The organism is Sporichthyaceae bacterium, from assembly GCA_036269075.1.
Taxonomy (GTDB): domain Bacteria; phylum Actinomycetota; class Actinomycetes; order Sporichthyales; family Sporichthyaceae; genus DASQPJ01.
Window position 1 is genome coordinate 13900 of record DATASX010000088.1, and the last position, 18496, is coordinate 32395.

General features: G+C 71.4%; 22 protein-coding genes. 13 read left to right on the forward strand and 9 right to left on the reverse strand.

Annotated features, from left to right (window positions below):
- Positions 1-7 precede the first annotated feature (7 nt).
- The gene (locus VHU88_16505) at positions 8-1333 is read left to right on the forward strand and encodes an NAD(P)/FAD-dependent oxidoreductase (protein ID HEX3613291.1); all 1326 of its coding nucleotides are present in this window, start codon (positions 8-10) and stop codon (positions 1331-1333) included.
- Between the two features lie 305 nt (positions 1334-1638).
- Here the strand turns inward: VHU88_16505 and metF are convergent, their stop codons facing one another.
- A complete protein-coding gene (metF, locus tag VHU88_16510; GenBank protein ID HEX3613292.1) occupies positions 1639-2595 on the reverse strand; it encodes a methylenetetrahydrofolate reductase [NAD(P)H] in 957 nt (318 codons plus the stop codon).
- A 120-nt stretch (positions 2596-2715) separates the two neighbouring features.
- Here metF and crtI point away from each other — a divergent pair, with 120 nt between their 5' ends.
- From crtI to VHU88_16525, 3 genes are read left to right on the forward strand one after another with little or no spacing between them, the layout of a single operon-like run.
- Positions 2716-4188, forward strand: a complete 1473-nt coding sequence (crtI, locus tag VHU88_16515; protein ID HEX3613293.1) for a phytoene desaturase family protein — start codon at positions 2716-2718, stop codon at positions 4186-4188.
- A 46-nt stretch (positions 4189-4234) separates the two neighbouring features.
- Positions 4235-4477: a DUF5302 domain-containing protein gene (locus tag VHU88_16520; GenBank protein HEX3613294.1), complete on the forward strand. Its 243-nt coding sequence runs from the start codon at positions 4235-4237 to the stop codon at positions 4475-4477.
- Positions 4477-5484 carry a phytoene/squalene synthase family protein gene (locus VHU88_16525; protein HEX3613295.1) on the forward strand — a complete coding sequence of 336 codons (1008 nt, stop codon included), beginning with the start codon at positions 4477-4479 and terminating at the stop codon, positions 5482-5484. Before VHU88_16520 ends, VHU88_16525 begins: the two co-directional genes overlap by 1 nt.
- A gap of 229 nt (positions 5485-5713) precedes the next feature.
- On the opposite strand, the gene VHU88_16530 is transcribed toward VHU88_16525, so the two are convergent.
- The 3 genes from VHU88_16530 to VHU88_16540 form a co-directional block, all read right to left on the reverse strand.
- A complete protein-coding gene (locus tag VHU88_16530) occupies positions 5714-6046 on the reverse strand; it encodes a lycopene cyclase domain-containing protein (GenBank protein HEX3613296.1) in 333 nt (110 codons plus the stop codon).
- Positions 6047-6247: 201 nt separating this feature from the next.
- On the reverse strand, positions 6248-6901 hold the full coding sequence (thiE, locus tag VHU88_16535) for a thiamine phosphate synthase (protein HEX3613297.1): 654 nt from the start codon (positions 6899-6901) through the stop codon (positions 6248-6250).
- A gap of 3 nt (positions 6902-6904) precedes the next feature.
- Complete coding sequence (locus VHU88_16540; GenBank protein ID HEX3613298.1) at positions 6905-7276, reverse strand: Rv2175c family DNA-binding protein; 372 nt, start codon at positions 7274-7276, stop codon at positions 6905-6907.
- A 153-nt stretch (positions 7277-7429) separates the two neighbouring features.
- On the opposite strand from VHU88_16540, the gene thiO reads away from it, so the two are divergent.
- From thiO to bfr, 6 genes are all read left to right on the forward strand, one after another.
- Positions 7430-8602 carry a glycine oxidase ThiO gene (thiO, locus tag VHU88_16545; GenBank protein HEX3613299.1) on the forward strand — a complete coding sequence of 391 codons (1173 nt, stop codon included), beginning with the start codon at positions 7430-7432 and terminating at the stop codon, positions 8600-8602.
- Positions 8599-8841, forward strand: a complete 243-nt coding sequence (gene thiS, locus VHU88_16550; GenBank protein ID HEX3613300.1) for a sulfur carrier protein ThiS — start codon at positions 8599-8601, stop codon at positions 8839-8841. Before thiO ends, thiS begins: the two co-directional genes overlap by 4 nt.
- A 10-nt stretch (positions 8842-8851) precedes the next feature.
- Positions 8852-9649: a thiazole synthase gene (locus VHU88_16555; protein HEX3613301.1), complete on the forward strand. Its 798-nt coding sequence runs from the start codon at positions 8852-8854 to the stop codon at positions 9647-9649.
- Between the two features lie 76 nt (positions 9650-9725).
- Positions 9726-11651 carry a Stk1 family PASTA domain-containing Ser/Thr kinase gene (pknB, locus tag VHU88_16560; GenBank protein HEX3613302.1) on the forward strand — a complete coding sequence of 642 codons (1926 nt, stop codon included), beginning with the start codon at positions 9726-9728 and terminating at the stop codon, positions 11649-11651.
- 106 nt (positions 11652-11757) lie between these two features.
- A complete protein-coding gene (locus tag VHU88_16565; GenBank protein ID HEX3613303.1) occupies positions 11758-11958 on the forward strand; it encodes a (2Fe-2S)-binding protein in 201 nt (66 codons plus the stop codon).
- A 132-nt stretch (positions 11959-12090) separates the two neighbouring features.
- A complete protein-coding gene (gene bfr / locus VHU88_16570) occupies positions 12091-12582 on the forward strand; it encodes a bacterioferritin (protein ID HEX3613304.1) in 492 nt (163 codons plus the stop codon).
- Positions 12583-12594: 12 nt separating this feature from the next.
- On the opposite strand, the gene VHU88_16575 is transcribed toward bfr, so the two are convergent.
- Positions 12595-13623 (reverse strand): GntG family PLP-dependent aldolase, encoded by a 1029-nt coding sequence (locus tag VHU88_16575; GenBank protein HEX3613305.1) that lies wholly within the window; start codon positions 13621-13623, stop codon positions 12595-12597.
- Complete coding sequence (locus VHU88_16580; protein ID HEX3613306.1) at positions 13620-14954, reverse strand: 3-deoxy-7-phosphoheptulonate synthase class II; 1335 nt, start codon at positions 14952-14954, stop codon at positions 13620-13622. Before VHU88_16580 ends, VHU88_16575 begins: the two co-directional genes overlap by 4 nt.
- 104 nt (positions 14955-15058) lie before the next feature.
- Here VHU88_16580 and VHU88_16585 point away from each other — a divergent pair, with 104 nt between their 5' ends.
- From VHU88_16585 to VHU88_16595, 3 genes are all read left to right on the forward strand, one after another.
- Positions 15059-15304 (forward strand): hypothetical protein, encoded by a 246-nt coding sequence (locus VHU88_16585; protein HEX3613307.1) that lies wholly within the window; start codon positions 15059-15061, stop codon positions 15302-15304.
- Positions 15305-15585: 281 nt separating this feature from the next.
- Positions 15586-16266, forward strand: a complete 681-nt coding sequence (locus VHU88_16590) for a hypothetical protein (protein HEX3613308.1) — start codon at positions 15586-15588, stop codon at positions 16264-16266.
- 170 nt (positions 16267-16436) lie between these two features.
- Positions 16437-16562 (forward strand): hypothetical protein, encoded by a 126-nt coding sequence (locus VHU88_16595; protein HEX3613309.1) that lies wholly within the window; start codon positions 16437-16439, stop codon positions 16560-16562.
- A 76-nt stretch (positions 16563-16638) separates the two neighbouring features.
- On the opposite strand, the gene VHU88_16600 is transcribed toward VHU88_16595, so the two are convergent.
- From VHU88_16600 to VHU88_16610, 3 genes are all read right to left on the reverse strand, one after another.
- Positions 16639-16782, reverse strand: coding sequence for a hypothetical protein (locus tag VHU88_16600; GenBank protein ID HEX3613310.1), 144 nt, complete (start codon positions 16780-16782; stop codon positions 16639-16641).
- Positions 16783-16795: 13 nt separating this feature from the next.
- The gene (locus VHU88_16605) at positions 16796-17311 is read right to left on the reverse strand and encodes a hypothetical protein (protein HEX3613311.1); all 516 of its coding nucleotides are present in this window, start codon (positions 17309-17311) and stop codon (positions 16796-16798) included.
- A 149-nt stretch (positions 17312-17460) separates the two neighbouring features.
- On the reverse strand, positions 17461-18486 hold the full coding sequence (locus VHU88_16610; GenBank protein ID HEX3613312.1) for a 6-phosphofructokinase: 1026 nt from the start codon (positions 18484-18486) through the stop codon (positions 17461-17463).
- Positions 18487-18496: the final 10 nt, after the last annotated feature.

Here is an 18496-nt window from a genome sequence, read left to right on the forward strand (position 1 = left end):
GGCCCGGGTGCTCGTCGTCGGCGCCGGGTTGTCCGGGCTGGCGGTCGCCGCTCGACTGGCCCGGCTGCGCCATGAGGTCACAGTGCTGGAAAGAACTTCCGGCCCGGGCGGTGCGGCCGGGCGGCTGGAGCGCGACGGGTTCGGGTTCGACCTCGGGCCGAGCCTGGTCCACCTGCCGGCCGCCTACCGCGACCTGTTCGTGAAGACCGGCAAGAACGCCCCGCTGGAGAGCCTTCTCGAACTGCGTCCGGTCCCCACCGCGGTGCGCTGGGAGTTTGCCGACGGCACCTCGGTCGATCTGCCCAACGCCTCCCGCGCGGGCACGATGGATGCGTTGAGCGCAGCTCTCGGCGCATCCGCGGCGGATCAGTGGGACCGGTTCATCGCGACCGGCGATGAGGTGTGGGCCCAGTTCCGGCAAGGCTTCCTGGCCGGCCCGCTGCCCCCGGCGCAGGGCTGGCGGGCCGGGCGGGCCGGGCGGGCCGCGCACGCGACACTGCACCCGGCCAAGTCCTACGCCGATCTGATGGATCGTCATCTGAAGGATCAACGACTGCGCCAGGCGGGCGGCTCGTACCTGCGCCGGCTCGGGTCCGACCCGGACCGGGCACCGGCCACCGCCGTGCTCTGGCCCTGGCTCGAGCAGACCTTCGGAGCCTGGGAAGTGGTCGGCGGGATCGGCGTCCTGGTCGACGCGATCGCCGAGCGGGCGCGCCTGCGCGGAGCCGAACTGCGTTACGACACCGAGGTGATCGGCATCGACACCGCCGACGGCGCGGTCCGTGGGGTGCGGACCGCTGACGGAACCACACTGCCCGCGGACGTCGTGGTTGCCGCGGTGGACGACGTCGCCGTGGACCGCTGGTGCTCCGGGTCGGTGCCCACACCAGGCGAGCGCTCCGACTCGGCCGTCGTGCTGCTGCTCGCGTTGCGCGAGGGCCCCGCCGTACCCAACATCGTCTCGTTCCCCGCCGAGCCGAGGAGCTCCGACCCGACTTTGTTCCTCAGCCCCGCGCAGGCGCCGGAGGGCAACACCGGTTTGACGGTGATCGCGCCCGGCGCCCGGCAGGCCACAGCAATCATCGGTGTGCTGGATGCCCGCGGCCACCAGATCTCCGAACGCCTGCTCTGGCACGAGATCCGCCAGTCCGCCGCAATGGTGGGACCGGCCGTGCACGGGCGGGATGCCTTACGACGAGCGCCGAACGCCACCACCGTGAGCGGTCTGTTCCACGTCGGCTCCGCCGCACATCCCGGCCCCGGGGTGGATCTGGCGCCGTTGGGCGGCGCGCTGGTCGCCGAGTACCTGGGTCGGGCCCGGCCCGGCAACTGAGCCGTTAACGGCGGACGTCGCAGCTGTCGAGGGTGCACCCCCTCGGCAACTGCGACGTACCTGGCCCTGACAGACCCTCGGAACTTTCCCCGTAACCGTTTGCGTGAGCGGTACGCGCCCGGTAGTTCGAGTTCCGTTAGGAGTTCCGTGTCCTCGCGACCCCGCCGGAAGTGGGGCGCCCGTAACTCCGTGACTAAAGAATGCCTGGCCCGAGCGGATTTCCCATCGAACGAATCGCTCGAGGCGTGTCGTACATTCGGACGATCTCGCCCGTGAAGAGCCTGTGTACGCGATTCAGAAGGGCTTCAGGGGCCGGCCGGACCCGCCCGGTGGCGCGGGGCCCGGCGCGGGGCCAGGCCGAGGTTCTCGTAGATCTCCAGGGTCGCCGTCGACCGGTTCAGTGTGTAGAAGTGCAGGCCGGGCGCGCCACCGTCGAGCAGTCGCGCGCACAACTCGGAGGCGACTTCCACGCCGATCCGGCGCACCTGCGCCGGGCGATCCGCCACCGCGTGCAGTCGTTCGGCCAGATCCGCCGGGAACACCGCCCCGGACAGCTTCGCGAATCGCTCGATCTGCGACACGTTCGTGACCGGCATGATTCCCGGCAGGATCGGGATGGTGCAGCCGTGCGTAGCGGCGCGCTCGACGAGCCGGAAGTAGTCGTCGGCGTCGAAGAAGAACTGGGTGACCGCGAAATCCGCGCCGGCCGCGGCCTTCGCCGCCAGATACTTCGCGTCGGAGTCCAGGTCGCGCGACTCCGGGTGGCCCTCCGGGAACGCCGCGACCCCGACGCAGAACCCGCCGAGTTCACGCAGCAGGCGGACGAGTTCATCGGCATGCTCCAGGCCTTCCGGATGCGCCTCCCACGCCGTTCCCAGCCCGCCGGGCGGGTCGCCGCGCAGGGCGAGCACGTTGCGGATGCCCGCGGCGGCGAATCCGCCGATCACCGAGCGCAGTTCCGCGCGCGAGGAGCCCACGCAGGTCAGGTGGCCGACCGCGGTCAGCGTGGTCTCGGTGCCGATGTTCTCCACGATCCGCAGGGTGCGATCGCGGGTCGACCCGCCCGCACCGTAGGTCACCGAGACAAAGGTCGGGGCCAGCGGCTCCAGGCGGCGGATCGCCTCCCAGAGCGCCTTCTCGCCCTCGTCGTTGGCCGGCGGGAAGAACTCGAACGAGTACGACCGGCCCCCGGAGGCAAGCAGATCGCGCAGCGTCGCGCCCAGTCCGTCCCCACCGGAAGCGGTCGGATTTGCGCTAGTCATAGTTTTGGAGCTTAGAGGGTTACGCGGACCGTGCCGTGGCGTTGCGGCCGAGCGTGGGACCAATCGGACAGGGGTGCCGTGGGGTTGCGCCGGGTCGATGGACCGACTGACCGCGTTGTCGTGATCGGCGCGGGCCTGTCCGGGCTGTCCGCCGCACTGCGCCTGGCCGGCGCGGGTCGGTCGGTCGTACTGCTGGAACAGGCGGCGGTGCCCGGCGGCCGGGCCGGCGTGCTGCGACTGGACGGATACACCTACGACACCGGGCCGACCGTGCTGACGATGCCCGATCTGCTCGCCGACGCGCTGGACTGCGTAGGCGAGCGACTGCGCGACTGGCTGCACCTGGATCGCCTCGACCCGGCCTACCGGGCGCGCTTCGCCGACGGTTCGACGCTCGACGTCCACGCCGACCCGACGCGGATGGCCGACGCGGTTGCCGAGTTCGCCGGGCCTGCCGCGGCGGCCGGTTACCGGGATCTGATCGCCTGGACGGCGCGGCTGTACCGGGCCCAGATGCGCAGCTTCATCGACCGCAATCTGGACTCGCCGCTGGCCCTGCTCACCCCGGACCTGGCCCGCTTGATCGCCGCGGGCGGGTTCGGTCGTCTCGAACCCGCCGTGCACCGCCGGTTGCCCGATCCTCGACTGCGGCGGCTGTTCACGTTCCAGTCGATGTACGCGGGCCTGGCCCCGGCGCAGGCGTTGGCCGCCTACGGGGTGATCTCGTACATGGACACCGTCGCCGGGGTCTGGTTCCCGCGGGGCGGCATGCACGCGGTCCCGGTCGCGCTGGCCGCCGCCGCGGCCAAACACGGGGTGCAGGTGCGGTTGTCCACCGAGGTCGTCGGCCTTGAGCGCACCGCCGGTCGGGCCGTCGCGGTGCAGACCGCGGACGGCGACCGGATCGCCTGTGACGCACTGGTCGTCACCGCGGATCTCCCGGTGGCCTGGGACCGCCTGCTGGGCGGTGCCCCGCGCCGGGTGCGGCGGCTGCGCTACTCGCCATCCTGCGCGCTGCTGCTGGCCGGGACAGGGCCCGCGGCACCGGACCGGGTGCACCACGAGATCGACTTCGGTGCGGCCTGGGACCGCACGTTCACCGAACTGATCGACCGCGGCGAGTTGATGAGCGACCCGTCGTTCCTGGTCAGCACCCCGTCGTTGACGGACCCGGACCTGGCCCCGCCCGGGCGGCACTGCCATTCGGTGCTGTTCCCGACACCTAATCTGACTGGCCGTCAGAACTGGTCCACCTTGCGCGAGCCCTACCTGGAGCGGGTGGTGACGACGCTGCGGGCGCGCGGACGCACCGAGTTCGCGGCCGACTTCGCCCTCGCCGAGTTCGTGACCCCGGACGACTGGGCGCACCGCGGGATGGCGGCCGGCACGCCGTTCGCCGCGGCCCACACGTTCTCCCAGACCGGCCCGTTCCGGCCGCCGAACCTGGCCGCGGGCTGGGACAACGTCGTCCTGGCCGGATCGGGTACGGTTCCCGGCGTCGGCATCCCCTGCGTGCTGGTCTCCGGTCGACTGGCCGCCGAGCGCGTCACCGGGCCCGACCGGCGCTACCACTCGCGCTGCTGGGTCACCTGAGCCGGTTAGGCTGGCCGACGACAACGGCAGCAGCAGGGAGACGGCGATGGCGCAGGACACCGAACCGACTGCGGAGTCGGAGTCGGCCCCCGAGGAAGCCCCCGCGGAAGAGGCTGTCGACGTCTTCGCCGGCGACGACCCGAAGGCGAAGTTCCGCGAGGCCCTGGCCCGTAAGCACGGCGGGGGCGGCAAGGGCGAGGCTGCCGGCGGGCCGGCGTCGAAGGTCGGCGGCTCGGCGCACGGCCCGGCCAAGGCGCAACGGACGTTTCGCCGCAAGAGCGGCGGCTGATGCTGCCGCCGGACACCTGCCTGGACGCCGCCGGGATCTACGACCCAGACCTGCGGGCCTCGTTCCGGGCCTGTCGGTCCCTGCACGCCCGCCATGGCCGGACGTACTACCTCGCCACGAACCTGCTCCCGCCGGCGCGCCGGCCCTGGGTGTGGGCGCTCTACGGCTTCGCCCGGGCGACCGACGAGATCGTCGACGACCTCGCGGTCGCCGACTCCCCCGCGCAACGTCGCGCACGCCTCGAGGCCTGGACCGCGACCCGGGTCGCCGAGTTGCAAGCCGGGCGCAGCACGCACCCGGTGGGCCGGGCGATGGTGCACACCGTTCGCACCTGGGACATCCCGCTCGAGCACGTGACCGCGTTCCTGGACGCGATGGCCACCGACCTGACGGTCCATCAGTACGACACGTTCGACGACCTGCTCGGCTACATGCACGGTTCGGCGGCGGTGATCGGTCTGCAGATGCTGCCCATCCTCGGAACGCAGCACCCGGACGCGGGCAACGCCGCGCAGGCGCTGGGAATCGCGTTCCAGTTGACCAACTTCATCCGCGACGTCGGCGAGGACCTCGTCCGGGGCCGGTTGTACCTGCCCGGTGAGGACCTCGCCCGGTTCGCCGTCACCCGCACCGATCTGGAGCGCGGCGAGGTTACCCCACGGGTCCGGGAGCTGATCCGGTTCCAGATCGCCCGTGCCCGGTCCTGGTACGACCTCGCGCGCCCCGGCATCGCGATGCTGCACCCGTCCAGCCGGGAGTGCATCGGCGCCGCCCACGGGCTGTACGCCGGAATCCTCGACGCGGTCGAGCGCAGCGACTACCAGGTGCTGCGGGCGCGCGCGACCGTCGGCACGGTCACCCGGGTCCGGGTCGGGCTCTCCGCCTACCGTCGGGCCCGCCGGTCCTGGCCCGCCCCCGACACGTTGCGCCTGCCGAAGGTGTCCCAGCACAGCAACGTCCACAGCACGAGTGCGAAGCCGAACAGCAGGTCCTCCACCGGCGCGTAGCCAACTCGTCCGGCGCCGAGCAGGTGCGGCGTCGTGCTCCCGAGCACCGCCCGCGCGCTGTAGGTGACGATCCGTCGCCCGGTCAGCCACCCGTTCGTGAGCAACTGGAAGAACAGCACGATCGCGTAGGAGATCCAGAACTCCCGGCGCAGCACCAGGCGGCTGCGCGGCACGGCCAGATCGAGCCCCAGGACCGCCACCACGGCGAGCACCGCCCAGGCCGTGTACGTCACCGCGGCGGCCCGGTCAGGTCGGCCCGAGCCCTCAGCGCCCGGACCGCCTCCACCGTCAGGATGATCGCCAACGGGATCACCACGAAGAACCCGAGCTCCTCCACCGGCAGCCCGAACACCCGGGGCGGCAGGGTCTGCGCCGGGTCGAAACGCCACTGCCGGTGCTCGGTGGCCAGCGCATCCCAGAGCACGAACGGGGCACCGGCTGCCAGCAGGGTCGCCACCAGGCGCACGGGCCGGCGCAGCACGCGTACCCCGCGCAGAAGCTCCAGCGGGAGCGTTGCGAGCAGGCAGGCACCCAGGACGACCAGGTAGGAGAGGTGACGCACGGCCCAATTTTGTGGCGCCGCCGGCGGTACCGAACGGGCGGGGCCGTGTCCCGAGGGACAAAGCCCCGCCCGCCGGCTCCGGGCGGACTCTCGGGGAACCGGCCCGAAGACGGGGCGAACCCCGCCACGAAGAACGCTACTGACGTCGTTGCGCGGCCGCGGGGACTTTGCCCAACCGTGGAACCGTAATATGACGCCCAGTCAGATTTGAGTGATCGTCTTCTCAGCAAGACGTTTCGACAACTCGGCGGCGGCGGCGCCCGGATCGTCCGCGTCCGTGATGGCCCGAACCACCACCACTCGGGCGGCACCGGTCGCCAGCACCTCGTCCAATCGGTCCAGGTCGATCCCGCCAATCGCGAACCAGGGCCGGCGGGAGCGCGCAGCGGCGTACCGGAGCAGGTCGAGGCCGGGGGCCGGACGGCCCGGTTTGGTCGGAGTCGGCCAGGTCGGTCCCACGCAGAAGTAGTCGACCCCCGGCTCGGACTCGGCCTCGTCGACCTGGTCCGGATCGTGCGTGGAGCGCCCGATCAGGGGCGCCGAACCGATCAGGTACCGGGCATCGGGTACCGGCAGGTCGTCCTGGCCCAGGTGCAGCACGTCGGCCCGGGAGGCGTAGGCGAGATCGGCGCGGTCGTTCACCGCGAACAGCGCGCCGTGCCGGGCGGCGGCATCGGCAAGGATCTCCAACGCGGCCAGTTCGGCGCGGGCCTCCAGGCCCTTCTGCCGCAACTGGATCATGTCGACCCCGCCCGCCAGGACCGCGTCGGCGAACTCGGCAAGATCGCCCTGCCGTTCCCGGGCATCGGTGCACAGGTAAAGCCGGGCCGTGGCCAGCCGGGAACGGAGATCCATCTCTCAGAAGGCCAGCGCCTGGGCGCGCCGACGCACCTCAGTGCCCCGGTTCTCCCGCAGCGCGGTGATCGGGCTGCCGGGCAAACTCGGGTCCTCGGTGAACAACCAGGTCAACGACTCCTCCTCGGCGTACCCCACGTCGGACAGCACGGTCAACGTGCCCGTCAGGCCCTTGACCAGCACCGCGTCCTGGACGAACTCGGCGGGCACCGACAGGACGGAGCGCTCCCCGCGTCGCCGGGCCACGAACTGGCCCTCGGAGTACATCCGCCGCACCCGGGCGGCGTCCGTCCCGAGCTCCTCGGCCAGCTCAGGCAAGGTCAACCACCGACCGACCGCCTGCTCCACCGGGTCAGCCGAGTCCTGCACTGTCACCGGCGCGCCCCCGTTCGCCCGCGCACGCCCGGCAGTGGCTTGCACTGTGACATTGGTTCACTCGCAAGCTCGCTCACCGCGTTCCACCCCGTCCGAGCCGGCACCGTCGCATCCCTCAGCCTCTCATCCGGGCCGGCATAGGCTGACGCCGAGATGATCGAGGAGTCGAACACCGATCGCTGCCCCGACGTCGCCGTGGTGGGTGCAGGCGTGATCGGCTTGGCGGTCGCCCGGCGAGCCGCCCTGGACGGGCTGCGCGTCACCGTGGTCGACCCGGCACCCGGCAGCGGGGCCTCGTACGTCGCCGCCGGGATGCTCGCGCCGGTGACCGAGGCGGCCTACAACGAGGACGACCTGCTGCGGCTGAACCTGGACTCCGCGGCCCGTTACCCCGAGTTCGTCGCCGAGTTGCAGGCCGCGACCGGCGTCGACCCCGCGTACCGGCCCAGCGGGACGCTGCTGGTGGCCGCTGACGGCGGCGACCTGAACGTGATCGGCGAACTGGCCGCGTTCCAACGCAAGTTGGGCCTGGAGGTCGCCGAACTCACCGCTCGGGAGGCCCGCCGGCTCGAGCCGATGCTCGCCCCGGGCATCCGCGGCGGGCTGCAGGTCGACGGCGATCACCAGGTCGACCCACGGCGACTGGTCGCCGCCCTGCTGGCCGGTTGCGCCGCCGCCGGGGTCGAGGTGGTGCGCTCGAGAGTCGCCGCGGTTGTCCGGCGCGGCGAGCGGGCGGTCGGGGTCGTGCTCGCGGACGGCAGTGCGTTGGCCGCCGGTCAGGTCGTACTGGCCGCCGGCGCCGCGACCGGTGGGTTGGGCGGTCTGCCTGCCGAGGCGTTCGCCTGCCTGCGCCCCGTGAAGGGCCAACTGCTGCGGCTGACCGTCCCGGCGAGCATGCGGCCGCTGATCGGCCGCACCCTGCGCGGCCTGGTCCGTGGCGCCAGCATCTACCTGGTCCCCCGGGCCGACGGTGAACTGGTGCTCGGGGCGACCGTCGAGGAGCAGGGCTTCGACACCACAGTCACCGCGGGAGCGGTCCACGACCTGCTTCGCGACGCGACCGAACTGCTGCCCGCGATCGGTGAGTGCGCATTGGTCGAGACGCTCGCCGGGCTGCGCCCGGGTACCACCGACAACGGGCCGCTGCTCGGCCGCGCCCATCTGGAGAACCTGGTCGTGGCCACCGGGCACTACCGCAACGGCGTGCTGCTGACCCCGACGACCGCCGAGGCGATCGCCGCCGTGCTGCGCGGCGGCGAGTTGCCGGCCGTGGCCCGACCGTTTGCCGCCGACCGGTTCGCGCGGGCCGTGGACGGCGCCGCGTGAATCAGGGCGAGGGCAACGGCCCGGAGGGGCCGGTGACCGTGATCGTCAACGGGACAGCGTCGGAGCGCCCGTCCGGGACCACTGTGGCCGATCTGGTCGCCGAACTGGCCGGCAGCGCCTCGGCGCGTGGGGTCGCGGCGGCGGTCAACGGCGCGGTGGTGCCCCGCGGCCGCTGGCCCAGCCTGCTGCTGGGCGACGGCGATCGGGTCGAGGTGTTGACCGCAGTTCAAGGTGGGTGAATAAGTGAGCATGCATCAGATCGCATTCCGGTCGGAGATCGAGCCCCTGCTGATCGCCGGTCGGCCGTTCGGCTCCCGGCTGGTCATGGGTACCGGTGGAGCGCCGAGCCTGGAAATTCTCGAGGCGGCGCTGGTGGCCTCGGGTACCGAACTGACCACAGTGGCGATGCGCCGCATCGACGCCGCGGCGCGCGGCTCGGTGCTGGATCTGCTGCGCCGGCTGAACATCGCGGTGCTGCCGAACACGGCCGGCTGCCGGACCGTCGGCGAGGCGCTGCTGACCGCCCGACTGGCCCGCGAGGCCGTGGAGACCGACTGGGTCAAGCTCGAGGTGATCGGCGACGACCGCACCCTGCTGCCCGATCCGGTGGAGACCCTGGAGGCGGCCGAGAAACTCGTCGCCGACGGCTTCATCGTCCTGCCGTACACCACCGACGACCCGGTCCTGGCCCGGCGACTGGAACAGGCCGGGTGTGCGGCGGTCATGCCGTTGGGCTCCCCGATCGGCTCGGGGATGGGCATCCGCAACCCGCACAACATCGAGCTGATCGTCCAGAGCGCCGGTGTCCCGGTCGTGCTCGACGCGGGCATCGGGACGGCCTCCGACGCGGCCCTGGCGATGGAACTGGGCTGCGACGCGGTCCTGCTCGCCTCCGCGGTGACCCGCGCGCAGGACCCGGCTGCGATGGCAGCCGCGATGCGGCATGCCGTGATCGCCGGGCGATATGCCCGAAATGCCGGACGTATCCCGGTTCGTACCCACGCCAACGCCTCCTCACCGACCATCGGGGTGCTCGGCGAGACCTGATCGTTAAGAGGCTGTGAGCTGGGATTTCTGTCGATGACGACGGCAAGTCGGCTTGCGACCTTAGACTCGATCGGACATGAGTACTGCGCTGTCGGACCCGTTGGTGGGCCAGCTCCTCGACGGCCGCTACCGCGTCACGCGCCGGTTGGCACGGGGCGGGATGGCGACCGTCTACACGGCGCTGGACACCAGGCTGGGCCGCGAGGTCGCCCTGAAGGTCATGCACCCGAACCTCGCGGTCGACCGCGAGTTCGTGTCGCGCTTCATCCGTGAGGCGCACGCCGCGGCCCGGCTCTCGCACCCGGCCGCCGTTGCGGTGTACGACCAGAGCGCCGATTCCGGGCACGTGTTCATCGCGATGGAGTACGTCCGCGGGCGCACCCTGCGCGACTGGCTGCGCGAACGCGGCCGGCTCACGCCGCGGGAGACCTTCGCGGTCCTGGAGCCGGTGTTGGCAGCCCTGGCGGCGGCGCATGCGGCGGGCCTGGTGCACCGCGACGTCAAGCCGGAGAACGTGCTCATCGCCGACGACGGCCGGGTGAAGGTCGCCGACTTCGGGTTGGCCCGCGCGGTCAGCAACGCCACCGTCACCGGGACCCTGATCGGGACCGTCGCGTACCTCTCGCCCGAGCAGGTCGACCGGGGCACAGCCGACCAGCGCAGCGACGTCTACGCCGCGGGCATCCTGCTCTACGAGTGCCTGACCGGCCATCAGCCGCACTACGGCGAGACCCCGCTGCAGATCGCCTACCAGCACGTGAACTCCGACGTGCCGGCCCCGTCGCTGACCCGGCCGACCCTGCCCGGCGAGATCGACGCCTTGGTGCGCCGGGCCACCTGCCGCAACGCCGCCGGGCGCCCGGCCGATGCCGGGGAGTTCCTGCGGGAACTGCTGGCCTTACGCCGCGGACTGTCCGCCGACGCCCTGGACGACGTCGCCGGTGCCCAGGCCGCAGCGGAGGCGGCGACGACGGCAGTCTGGGGTGAGGAGGTCGCGCAGCACCGAACGCCGGCCCAGCCCACCCTCTCGTTCGAGACCGCGTCCGGCGGCGGCATCCTGCCGCCGACCACGGTCGTCGCCGCGCCGCCCCGGTTCGCCCGGCGCCGCAGCCGGGGCCGGTTGGCACTGGCCGCGGTGGTGTGCGCCGCGCTGGCCCTCGGCGTCGGCGGCTGGCGCCTGGCCGCCGACAACTCGGTCAGCACCCCGTCGCTGCTCAACCTCAGCAAGGATCAGGCGCTCACGAAGGCGAGGACAAACGGCCTGCAGCTCCGCTTCGCCGACGCGGGCCAGTTCAGCGAGAACGTCGGGGCCGGCGAGGTGCTCAGCACCGACCCGCTGCCCGGCCACCCGGTGGCCAAGCACGGCTGGATCACCGTCGTGCTGTCGAAGGGCCCGGAGCGGATCGCCGTCCCGGCCTCGGTTGCCGGCGCGGGCCTGGACGACGCCAAGCAGCAATTGATCGACGCCGGGCTGAGCCCGGGCACGGTCACGCACAAGTACAGCGACACCGTCGCGGCCGGCCAGGTCGCCTCCACCGACCCGGCTGTCGGGACCGCCTTGAAGCGCAACGCCGTGGTGAACCTGGTGGTCAGCGACGGCGGCAAGCCGACGGCTGTGCCCAACGTGATCGGCGACTCGGTCGACGACGCCACCCGGACGTTGCAGCAGGCCGGATTCCAAGTGGCGACCCAACAGGTGGCCTCCGGCGCCGACTCCGGGACCGTCGTCGCGCAGAGCCCGACCCCGGACCAGAAGGCGCCGCACAACTCGACGATCACCCTGCAGGTCTCCGGCGCCCCCGGCGGCAACGGGGCGATGGTCACCGTGCCGAACCTGGTCGGGATGAGCCGCGAGCAGGCCGAACAGGTGCTGGAGCGGATGAACCTGGAGTCGGACAGCTCGAACTTCGGCTTCGGCAACAAGGTGACCGGTCAGGACCCGAAGCCGGGCACGCAGGTGCCCACCGGGACCACGATCCACCTGCAGTACGCGTTCTTCTGAGCACGTGACACGCCCTACACACCGAGTTGGTGTCCGGGACTGGCGTTGGGCGATTAGTTCACTTAGGCTTTCCTAAGTAAGTCCCGCCTTCCTTGGAGCACTCGCCTTGTACGTCTGCCTCTGCCACGCCGTCACCGAGGACGAGATCCTCGACGTCGTGTCCGCCGGCGCGCACACCGAGGACGAGGTCGGCGACGAGACCGGTGCCGGGACCGGCTGCGGCGGCTGCCTGCAGCGGCTGGGGGAACTTCTCGACGGCTCGGCGCCCTACGGCTGCCGCCTGCGGGCCCTCGCGCGAACCGCCTGAACGACCTTCCGGGCCCGCCGCGGCCGCGACACCGCGGGTCAGGATTGGCTGGCCTTCGATGACACACCCCCGTTCGGCCGATAACTTGCCATGGTCATCTGGCCGCGCAGCATCGACCGACAGGCGGGGAAAATGCAAGGCGATCCGGAGGTCATCGCTCTCCTGAACGAGCAGCTGACCAGCGAGTTGACCGCGATCAACCAGTACTTCCTGCACGCCAAGATGCAGCAGAACTGGGGCTACACGGAGCTCGCCGAGAAGACTCGCGCCGAGTCCATCGAGGAGATGCACCACGCCGAGCACGTCACCGACCGGATCCTCTTCCTGGAGGGCCTGCCCAACTACCAGAAGCTGCTGCCGCTGCGGATCGGCCAGACCGTCCGCGAGCAGTTCCAGGCCGACCTGTCCGTCGAGCTGGAGGTCGTCGCGCGCCTGCGGCCGGGGATCACGATGTGCCGCGAGAAAGGCGACATCACCAGCGCGAATCTGCTGGAGGAGATCCTCGCCGACGAGGAGGAGCACATCGACTACCTCGAGACCCAGCTCCAGTTGATGGACGCCCTCGGCGAGGCGATCTACCTGTCGCAGTGCGTCTCGCGGCCGCCGGGGGGCGGCAGCACCTGAGCCTCCTGGCGGCTATGCCTTGAGCAGCGGGACGAGGACGTCGGCCGCGCGGTCGCAGCCGGCGTCGTCCACGTCGAGGTGGGTCACCAGGCGCAGCACCCGAGGGCCGAGGCCGCCCACCAGCACGCCGTGCTCGCGCGCGGCCGCCGAGATCTCATCGGCCCGCGGCCCGTCCTCCGCAAGCGCGACGACCACGATGTTCGTGTCCACCGGCGCCACCGCCGCCCCGGCCTCGGTCAGGCGCTCGGCGAGGCCGCGTGCGCGGCGATGGTCATCGGCCAGGCGCTCGAGGTGATGGTCCAGGGCGTAGAGCCCGGCGGCCGCCAGGATGCCTACCTGACGCATCCCGGCGCCCATGCGCTTGCGCCACCACCGGGCCTGCTCGATCAAGTCGACCGAACCGACCACCAACGAACCCACCGGCGCACCCAGGCCCTTGGACAGGCAGACGGTGACCGCGTCGAACAACTCGCCGTAATCGGCCAGTGCCGTCCCCGTCGCCACGGACGCGTTCCACAACCGAGCGCCGTCCAGATGCAGGCGGAAGCCGCCCGCTCGGGCGTAACCGTGCAGCGCCCGTAGCTCGGCCAACTCCGAGACCGTGCCACCGCCGAAATTGTGCGTGTTCTCCACCGAGACCACGCCGGTGGAGACCAGGAATGGCCCGGCCGGCGGGGCGACGGCTCGGCGCACGTCGTCGGCGACCAACTGCCCGCGCTGCGCCGTCCAGGTCCGGGTCGTCACTCCCCCGAACGCCGCATGCCCGCCCAGCTCCGCGCGCACGATGTGCGCGGTCGACTCGCAGAGCACCTCTTCGCCCGGTCTGACAAGCAATCTGACGCCCAGTTGGTTCGCCAGCGAGCCGGTCGGCGTGAACAGCGCCGCCTCATGGCCGAGCAGATCGGCGACCCGCTCCTCCAACTGACGGACCGTCGGATCCTCGCCGTAGACGTCGTCGCCGACCTCGGCCGCGGCCATCGCCGTCCGCATCGGCGCGGTCGGCCGGGTGACCGTGTCGCTGCGCAGATCGACGATGGTCAGTGCTGGTCCCGGTACAACTCGGCGACCTCGAAGGCCAGGTCCAAGGACTGGTTGCGGTTCAATCGCGGGTCGCAGACGGTCTCGTAGCGCTGGTGCAGGTCGCCCTCGACGAGGGCGTACCCGCCACCGACGCATTCGGTCACATCGTCGCCGGTCAGTTCCATGTGGATGCCGCCCGGGTGAGTGCCCAGGGCCCGGTGGACCTCGAAGAAACCGCGGACCTCGTCGAGTACGTCGTCGAACCGACGGGTCTTGTGTCCGCTGGGCGCCTCGTAGGTGTTGCCGTGCATCGGGTCGCACACCCACGGCACGACGATCCCGGCGGCGACGACCTTCTCGACCAGCCGCGGCAGGTTGTCGCGGACCTTGCCCGCGCCCATGCGGGTGATCAGCGTCAGCCGGCCGGGCTCGCGGTCCGGGTCGAGCGCGTCGACCAACGCCAGGACGTCGTCGGCCGTGGCCGAGGGACCGACCTTCACGCCGATCGGGTTGCGGATCTTGCGCAGCAGTTCGACATGGGCACCGTCGAGGTTTCGGGTGCGCTCCCCGATCCACACGAAGTGCGCGGAGACGTCGTACGGCAGCCCGGTGCGGGAGTCGATCCGGGTCAGCGCCCGCTCGTACTCCAGCAGCAACGCCTCGTGGCTGCAGTACATCTCGACGGCGCGGAACTGGTCGACGTCGACGCCGCAGGCGGCCATGAACTCCATGGCCCGGTCGATCTCGCGGGCCAGCGACTCGTAGCGTTGCCCGGCCGGGCTGGACGCGACGAAGTCCTGGTTCCAGGCGTGCACCTGGCGCAGGTCGGCGTAACCACCGGTGGTGAAGGCCCGGACCAGGTTCAGCGTCGCGGCGGACATGTTGTACATGCGCAGCAGGCGGTTCGGGTCCGGGATGCGCGCCGCCTCGGTGAACTCGGCGCCGTTGACCGCGTCACCGCGGTAGGACGGCAGGTCGATGCCGTCGCGCGTCTCCATCGGGGACGACCGCGGTTTGGCGTACTGCCCAGCGAAGCGGCCCAGCTTGACCACCGGCACGCTGCCCGCGTAGGTCAGCACCGCGGCCATCTGCAGCAGCGTGCGCAGCTTGGCCATCAACGCGTCCGCGCCGCAAACCTCGAAGGCCTCGGCGCAGTCGCCGCCCTGGAGCAGGAACGCCTCACCGCGGGCCACGGCGGCCAGGCGCTTCTTCAGCAGATCGCACTCACCCGCGAACACCAGCGGCGGCAGCGCCCGCAATTGGGCAGTGACGTCGGCCACAGCGGCCTGATCGGGGTACTCGGGCTGCTGCAGCGCGGGCAGGGTCCGCCAGCTGTCGAGGTCAACGGTCACGGTCAAAGGGTACGTCGGAGTGGGACGAGCCTTCGAATTCATAACCCACGGACGTCGCGGTTCGCCTACGTTCAGCACATAGGTGATCAAACGGGGGTGCCGCGATGAGCCTGATGAGCGCGATTCGCGAGCTGTTCGGTAGGCGCCGCGAGGCCACCGCGGAGTTCGCGGAGTACGCCGGAGCGCCGGATTCCTACCTGGCGTTCGGCGGCCGGCGGCCGCGCATGCCGACCGAGCCGGCCCGGGTCGAGACCGCCAACTCAGTCATCGCTCCCCGCCCGATCGATCCGGGCGAGGTCATCCACATCAAGCGGCACCCGCACCACGAGGAACCGCCTGCCGAGGACTGATCCGGGTCGCAGTTCGACACGCAGCCCCAGCAAGTCGGCCGGCTGCCCCGAAGCTCGACGCAGGTCCACGTCGTCCGGCCGTCCAGGCGCTCCCCGAACCCGACCGGGACATTCACCAGCAGCACCACGCGCCCGGCGCGGATCCCGAGCGCGGGCCAACGGAGTCCCGGAGTACCCCCTCACGACCCTGATCTGCCGGAATCGCGCACGTCGGTGAACGAATGTCCGTATTGCGCCGTCCTCGCTGGTGAAAGCAGGAACGATGGCTCCCGGAGGACGGCGTGAAGCACCTGAGCGCACTGGCGGCGGCGGCCGCGCTGACGGTTCTCGGTGGATGCGGGCCGCAGTTGGCCGAGGCCGGCGCGGCCGGAGCGCCGCAATCGATGCCGACAGCCACGTTCACGCCGCGGCCCGGGTCGTACTGCGCTCAGCACCCCGACGACATGGCCAAGTGCGACCCGAGGTTCTTCACCGAGATGTCACCGGAGTACTGCGCGGCGCACACGACCCCGCCGCACTGCAGCACCGTCATGCAGTGCCCGGTCCGTCCCGGCCCCGGCGAGAAGGCCTATCCCGGCATCGGGATCCTGACCGGGCCCCCGCCCGCGGACGCACGGCCGAGGATCACCCGCGAGCAGGCGATCGGGATCGCGCGCCGAGCCGGAGGAATGCGCGACCGGCAGAACCGGCCGGTCACGCCCGACGCGAACCTGCGGTCCCTCACGTACGGCGGCTTCCCCGGCTGCCGAGCCAAGCATCGCTACGGCCGGAAGTTGGCGTGGGTGGTGACCAACCACGAGGCAGGGGTGCCGGTCGGGTGCGCGTGCTGCGGTCCCTGCCCCGGTCAGCTGCCGCCCGCGGAGAGGTGCGACCAAATCGTCTTCGTCGACGCGATGTCCGGCCGGAACCTGGACGGCGTCTACACGACCTGTCCGGGCACCCCGCGCGGCTCGGTGAACTGAGAAAACGTTCCCGCGGGGACGTCCGATCACGCCGTCGCGGCGATGCTCAGTGCGCAACCCTGCGCACCGAGCGATACCGTTCGTTGTTCATGCGCTACCCGGCGGCCGCAACCGGCGCCGGAACCAGGAACGGCTGACCCTGGAACTCCGGACCTGGGTACAGGCACAACGTGGTGGTCGGACAGGCGATCTTCGCCGCCCGAACGGAACTGGGCCGTGCATTCGCCGCGGGCGAACTGAACATCGGCGTGAGCGCGGCAATCGGCGCGGCGGCACGCCACATGTCGCAATGCTGACACCCGCAGGCCGGGAAATGCGCCGAGTGGGCGCCGGCGCCCCGGGAGTTCATCGGCGGCTTCGGGTCCAGCCCGCTCAGGGGCAGGCGACAACGCCGGTCTGCAGATTCAGCGCGGCGTCCTTGAACCGCTGTGTGGGCGTCCGGGCGACCCAGTACTGGATGGTGCCGTGCGCCCGGTCCAGATCCTCGTCGAGATCGATCGTGAGCACGTCGATCACGTCCGGGCAGGTGTCACGAATCGTCTGCCGCGGGTCGATGCTCCGGTTCAGCCGTGATGAACACGGTCTTCGGGCCGTCGTCGCCGGACTTGAAGGCGCTGCGCAACGACGAGACCGCAATCACCACGAGCGCGACCGCCACGTACACCAGGCCGAGCGTCTTGGCCTTGGACAGCCGGCCACCGCGGGCCCACTGGCCACGTGCCGAGCGCAGCGCCAGCGCGCACCCGGCCGCGAGCGCGACCGCCGGCACGGCCGCACCCGCCCAGAGCGGTGCACCCAAGTGGATGGCAGCGATGAGCCCGATGGGAAGCAGCGGCGCCAACAGCGTCCACCTCTTCCGGCGCTGCGCCCAGCGCAGCCGCAGTCCCGGCCACGCGATGACCAGCATCAGCGCGGTTGTGCCCCAGCGGACGAGCTCCGCCGCCCAGCCGGTCAGCCCCAGTCCGCCGGGCAGGGTCACGTACAGCTGCAGCACGAACAGCGCGACGATCAGGTCCAGCCGCAGCCAGACGTCCCGACGCTGCATCGCGCTCGGCCTCCCGGTCAGCCGCTGCGCCCATTCTCGGCTTCCTGGCCGCGGGTGCTCCTTCGTCGCGCGCACGACTCAGATCAGCCGCGGCGCCCATCCTCGGCTTCCTGGCCGCGCGTGCTCCTTCGTCGCGCGCACGACTCAGTTCAGCCGAAGAAGACCTCGGCCTCGGCGTAGAGGTTCGGGTCGACGAGCTTGAGCGCGGCGGTCGCCTCGGCCAGCGGGACCCGCACGATCGAGGTGCCACGCAGGGCGACCATCTTGCCCCAGTCGGCGTCGTTGGCCGCGTCGATCGCGTGCAGCCCGAAGCGGGTGGCCAGCCAGCGGTCGAAGGCCGTCGGCTTGCCGCCGCGCTGCACGTGCCCGAGTACGACGGCCCGCGACTCCGCGCCGGTGCGGGCCTCGATCTCCGACGCGACCCGGTCGCCGATGCCGCCGAGGCGGACGTGGCCGAAGGCGTCGGTCCCGGCGGTGCGCAGCTCCATCGTGCCTTCCTTGGGCACAGCGCCCTCGGAGACGACGACGATCGGCGCGTAGTGGCTCTCGAAACGGTGCTTCACGAACTCGCAGACCCGCACGATGTCGAACGGCACCTCGGGGATCAGGATCAGATTCGCCCCGCCGGCCATCCCGGAATGCAACGCGATCCATCCGGCGTGCCGGCCCATCACCTCGACGACCAGGGCCCGATGATGCGACTCGGCCGTGGTGTGCAGCCGGTCGATCGCCTCGGTGGCGACGTTGACCGCGGTGTCGAAGCCGAACGTGTAGTCGGTGGCCGACAGGTCGTTGTCGATGGTCTTCGGCACGCCGACGACCGGGACGCCCTCCGCGTGCAGGCGGGTGGCCACCCCGAGCGTGTCCTCGCCGCCGATCGCGATCAGGGCGTCGACGCCCAGCTCGGAGAGGTTCTTGCGGATGCGTTCGACGCCGCCGTCCACCTTGATCGGGTTCGTCCGCGAGCTGCCCAGGATCGTCCCGCCGCGGGGCAGGATCCCGCGCACCTCGGGAACCCCGAGCGGCATCGTCAGGGCCTCCAGCGGGCCGCGCCAGCCGTCGCGGAAACCGACGAACTCGTGCCCGTACGTCCCGACGCCCTTGCGCACCACCCCACGGATGACGGCGTTCAGCCCAGGACAGTCCCCACCACCGGTCAGCACCCCGATTCTCATGGGGTCGACC

Coding starts and splice junctions, on each gene's coding strand:
- metF (HEX3613292.1), bottom strand. CDS start 2,595: ATGACTAGCGCAAATCCGACCGCTTCCGGTGGGGACGGACTGGGCGCG.
- VHU88_16520 (HEX3613294.1), top strand. CDS start 4,235: ATGGCGCAGGACACCGAACCGACTGCGGAGTCGGAGTCGGCCCCCGAG.
- VHU88_16525 (HEX3613295.1), top strand. CDS start 4,477: ATGCTGCCGCCGGACACCTGCCTGGACGCCGCCGGGATCTACGACCCA.
- thiE (HEX3613297.1), bottom strand. CDS start 6,901: ATGGATCTCCGTTCCCGGCTGGCCACGGCCCGGCTTTACCTGTGCACC.
- thiO (HEX3613299.1), top strand. CDS start 7,430: ATGATCGAGGAGTCGAACACCGATCGCTGCCCCGACGTCGCCGTGGTG.
- VHU88_16555 (HEX3613301.1), top strand. CDS start 8,852: ATGCATCAGATCGCATTCCGGTCGGAGATCGAGCCCCTGCTGATCGCC.
- pknB (HEX3613302.1), top strand. CDS start 9,726: ATGAGTACTGCGCTGTCGGACCCGTTGGTGGGCCAGCTCCTCGACGGC.
- bfr (HEX3613304.1), top strand. CDS start 12,091: ATGCAAGGCGATCCGGAGGTCATCGCTCTCCTGAACGAGCAGCTGACC.
- VHU88_16585 (HEX3613307.1), top strand. CDS start 15,059: ATGAGCCTGATGAGCGCGATTCGCGAGCTGTTCGGTAGGCGCCGCGAG.
- VHU88_16605 (HEX3613311.1), bottom strand. CDS start 17,311: ATGCAGCGTCGGGACGTCTGGCTGCGGCTGGACCTGATCGTCGCGCTG.
- VHU88_16610 (HEX3613312.1), bottom strand. CDS start 18,486: ATGAGAATCGGGGTGCTGACCGGTGGTGGGGACTGTCCTGGGCTGAAC.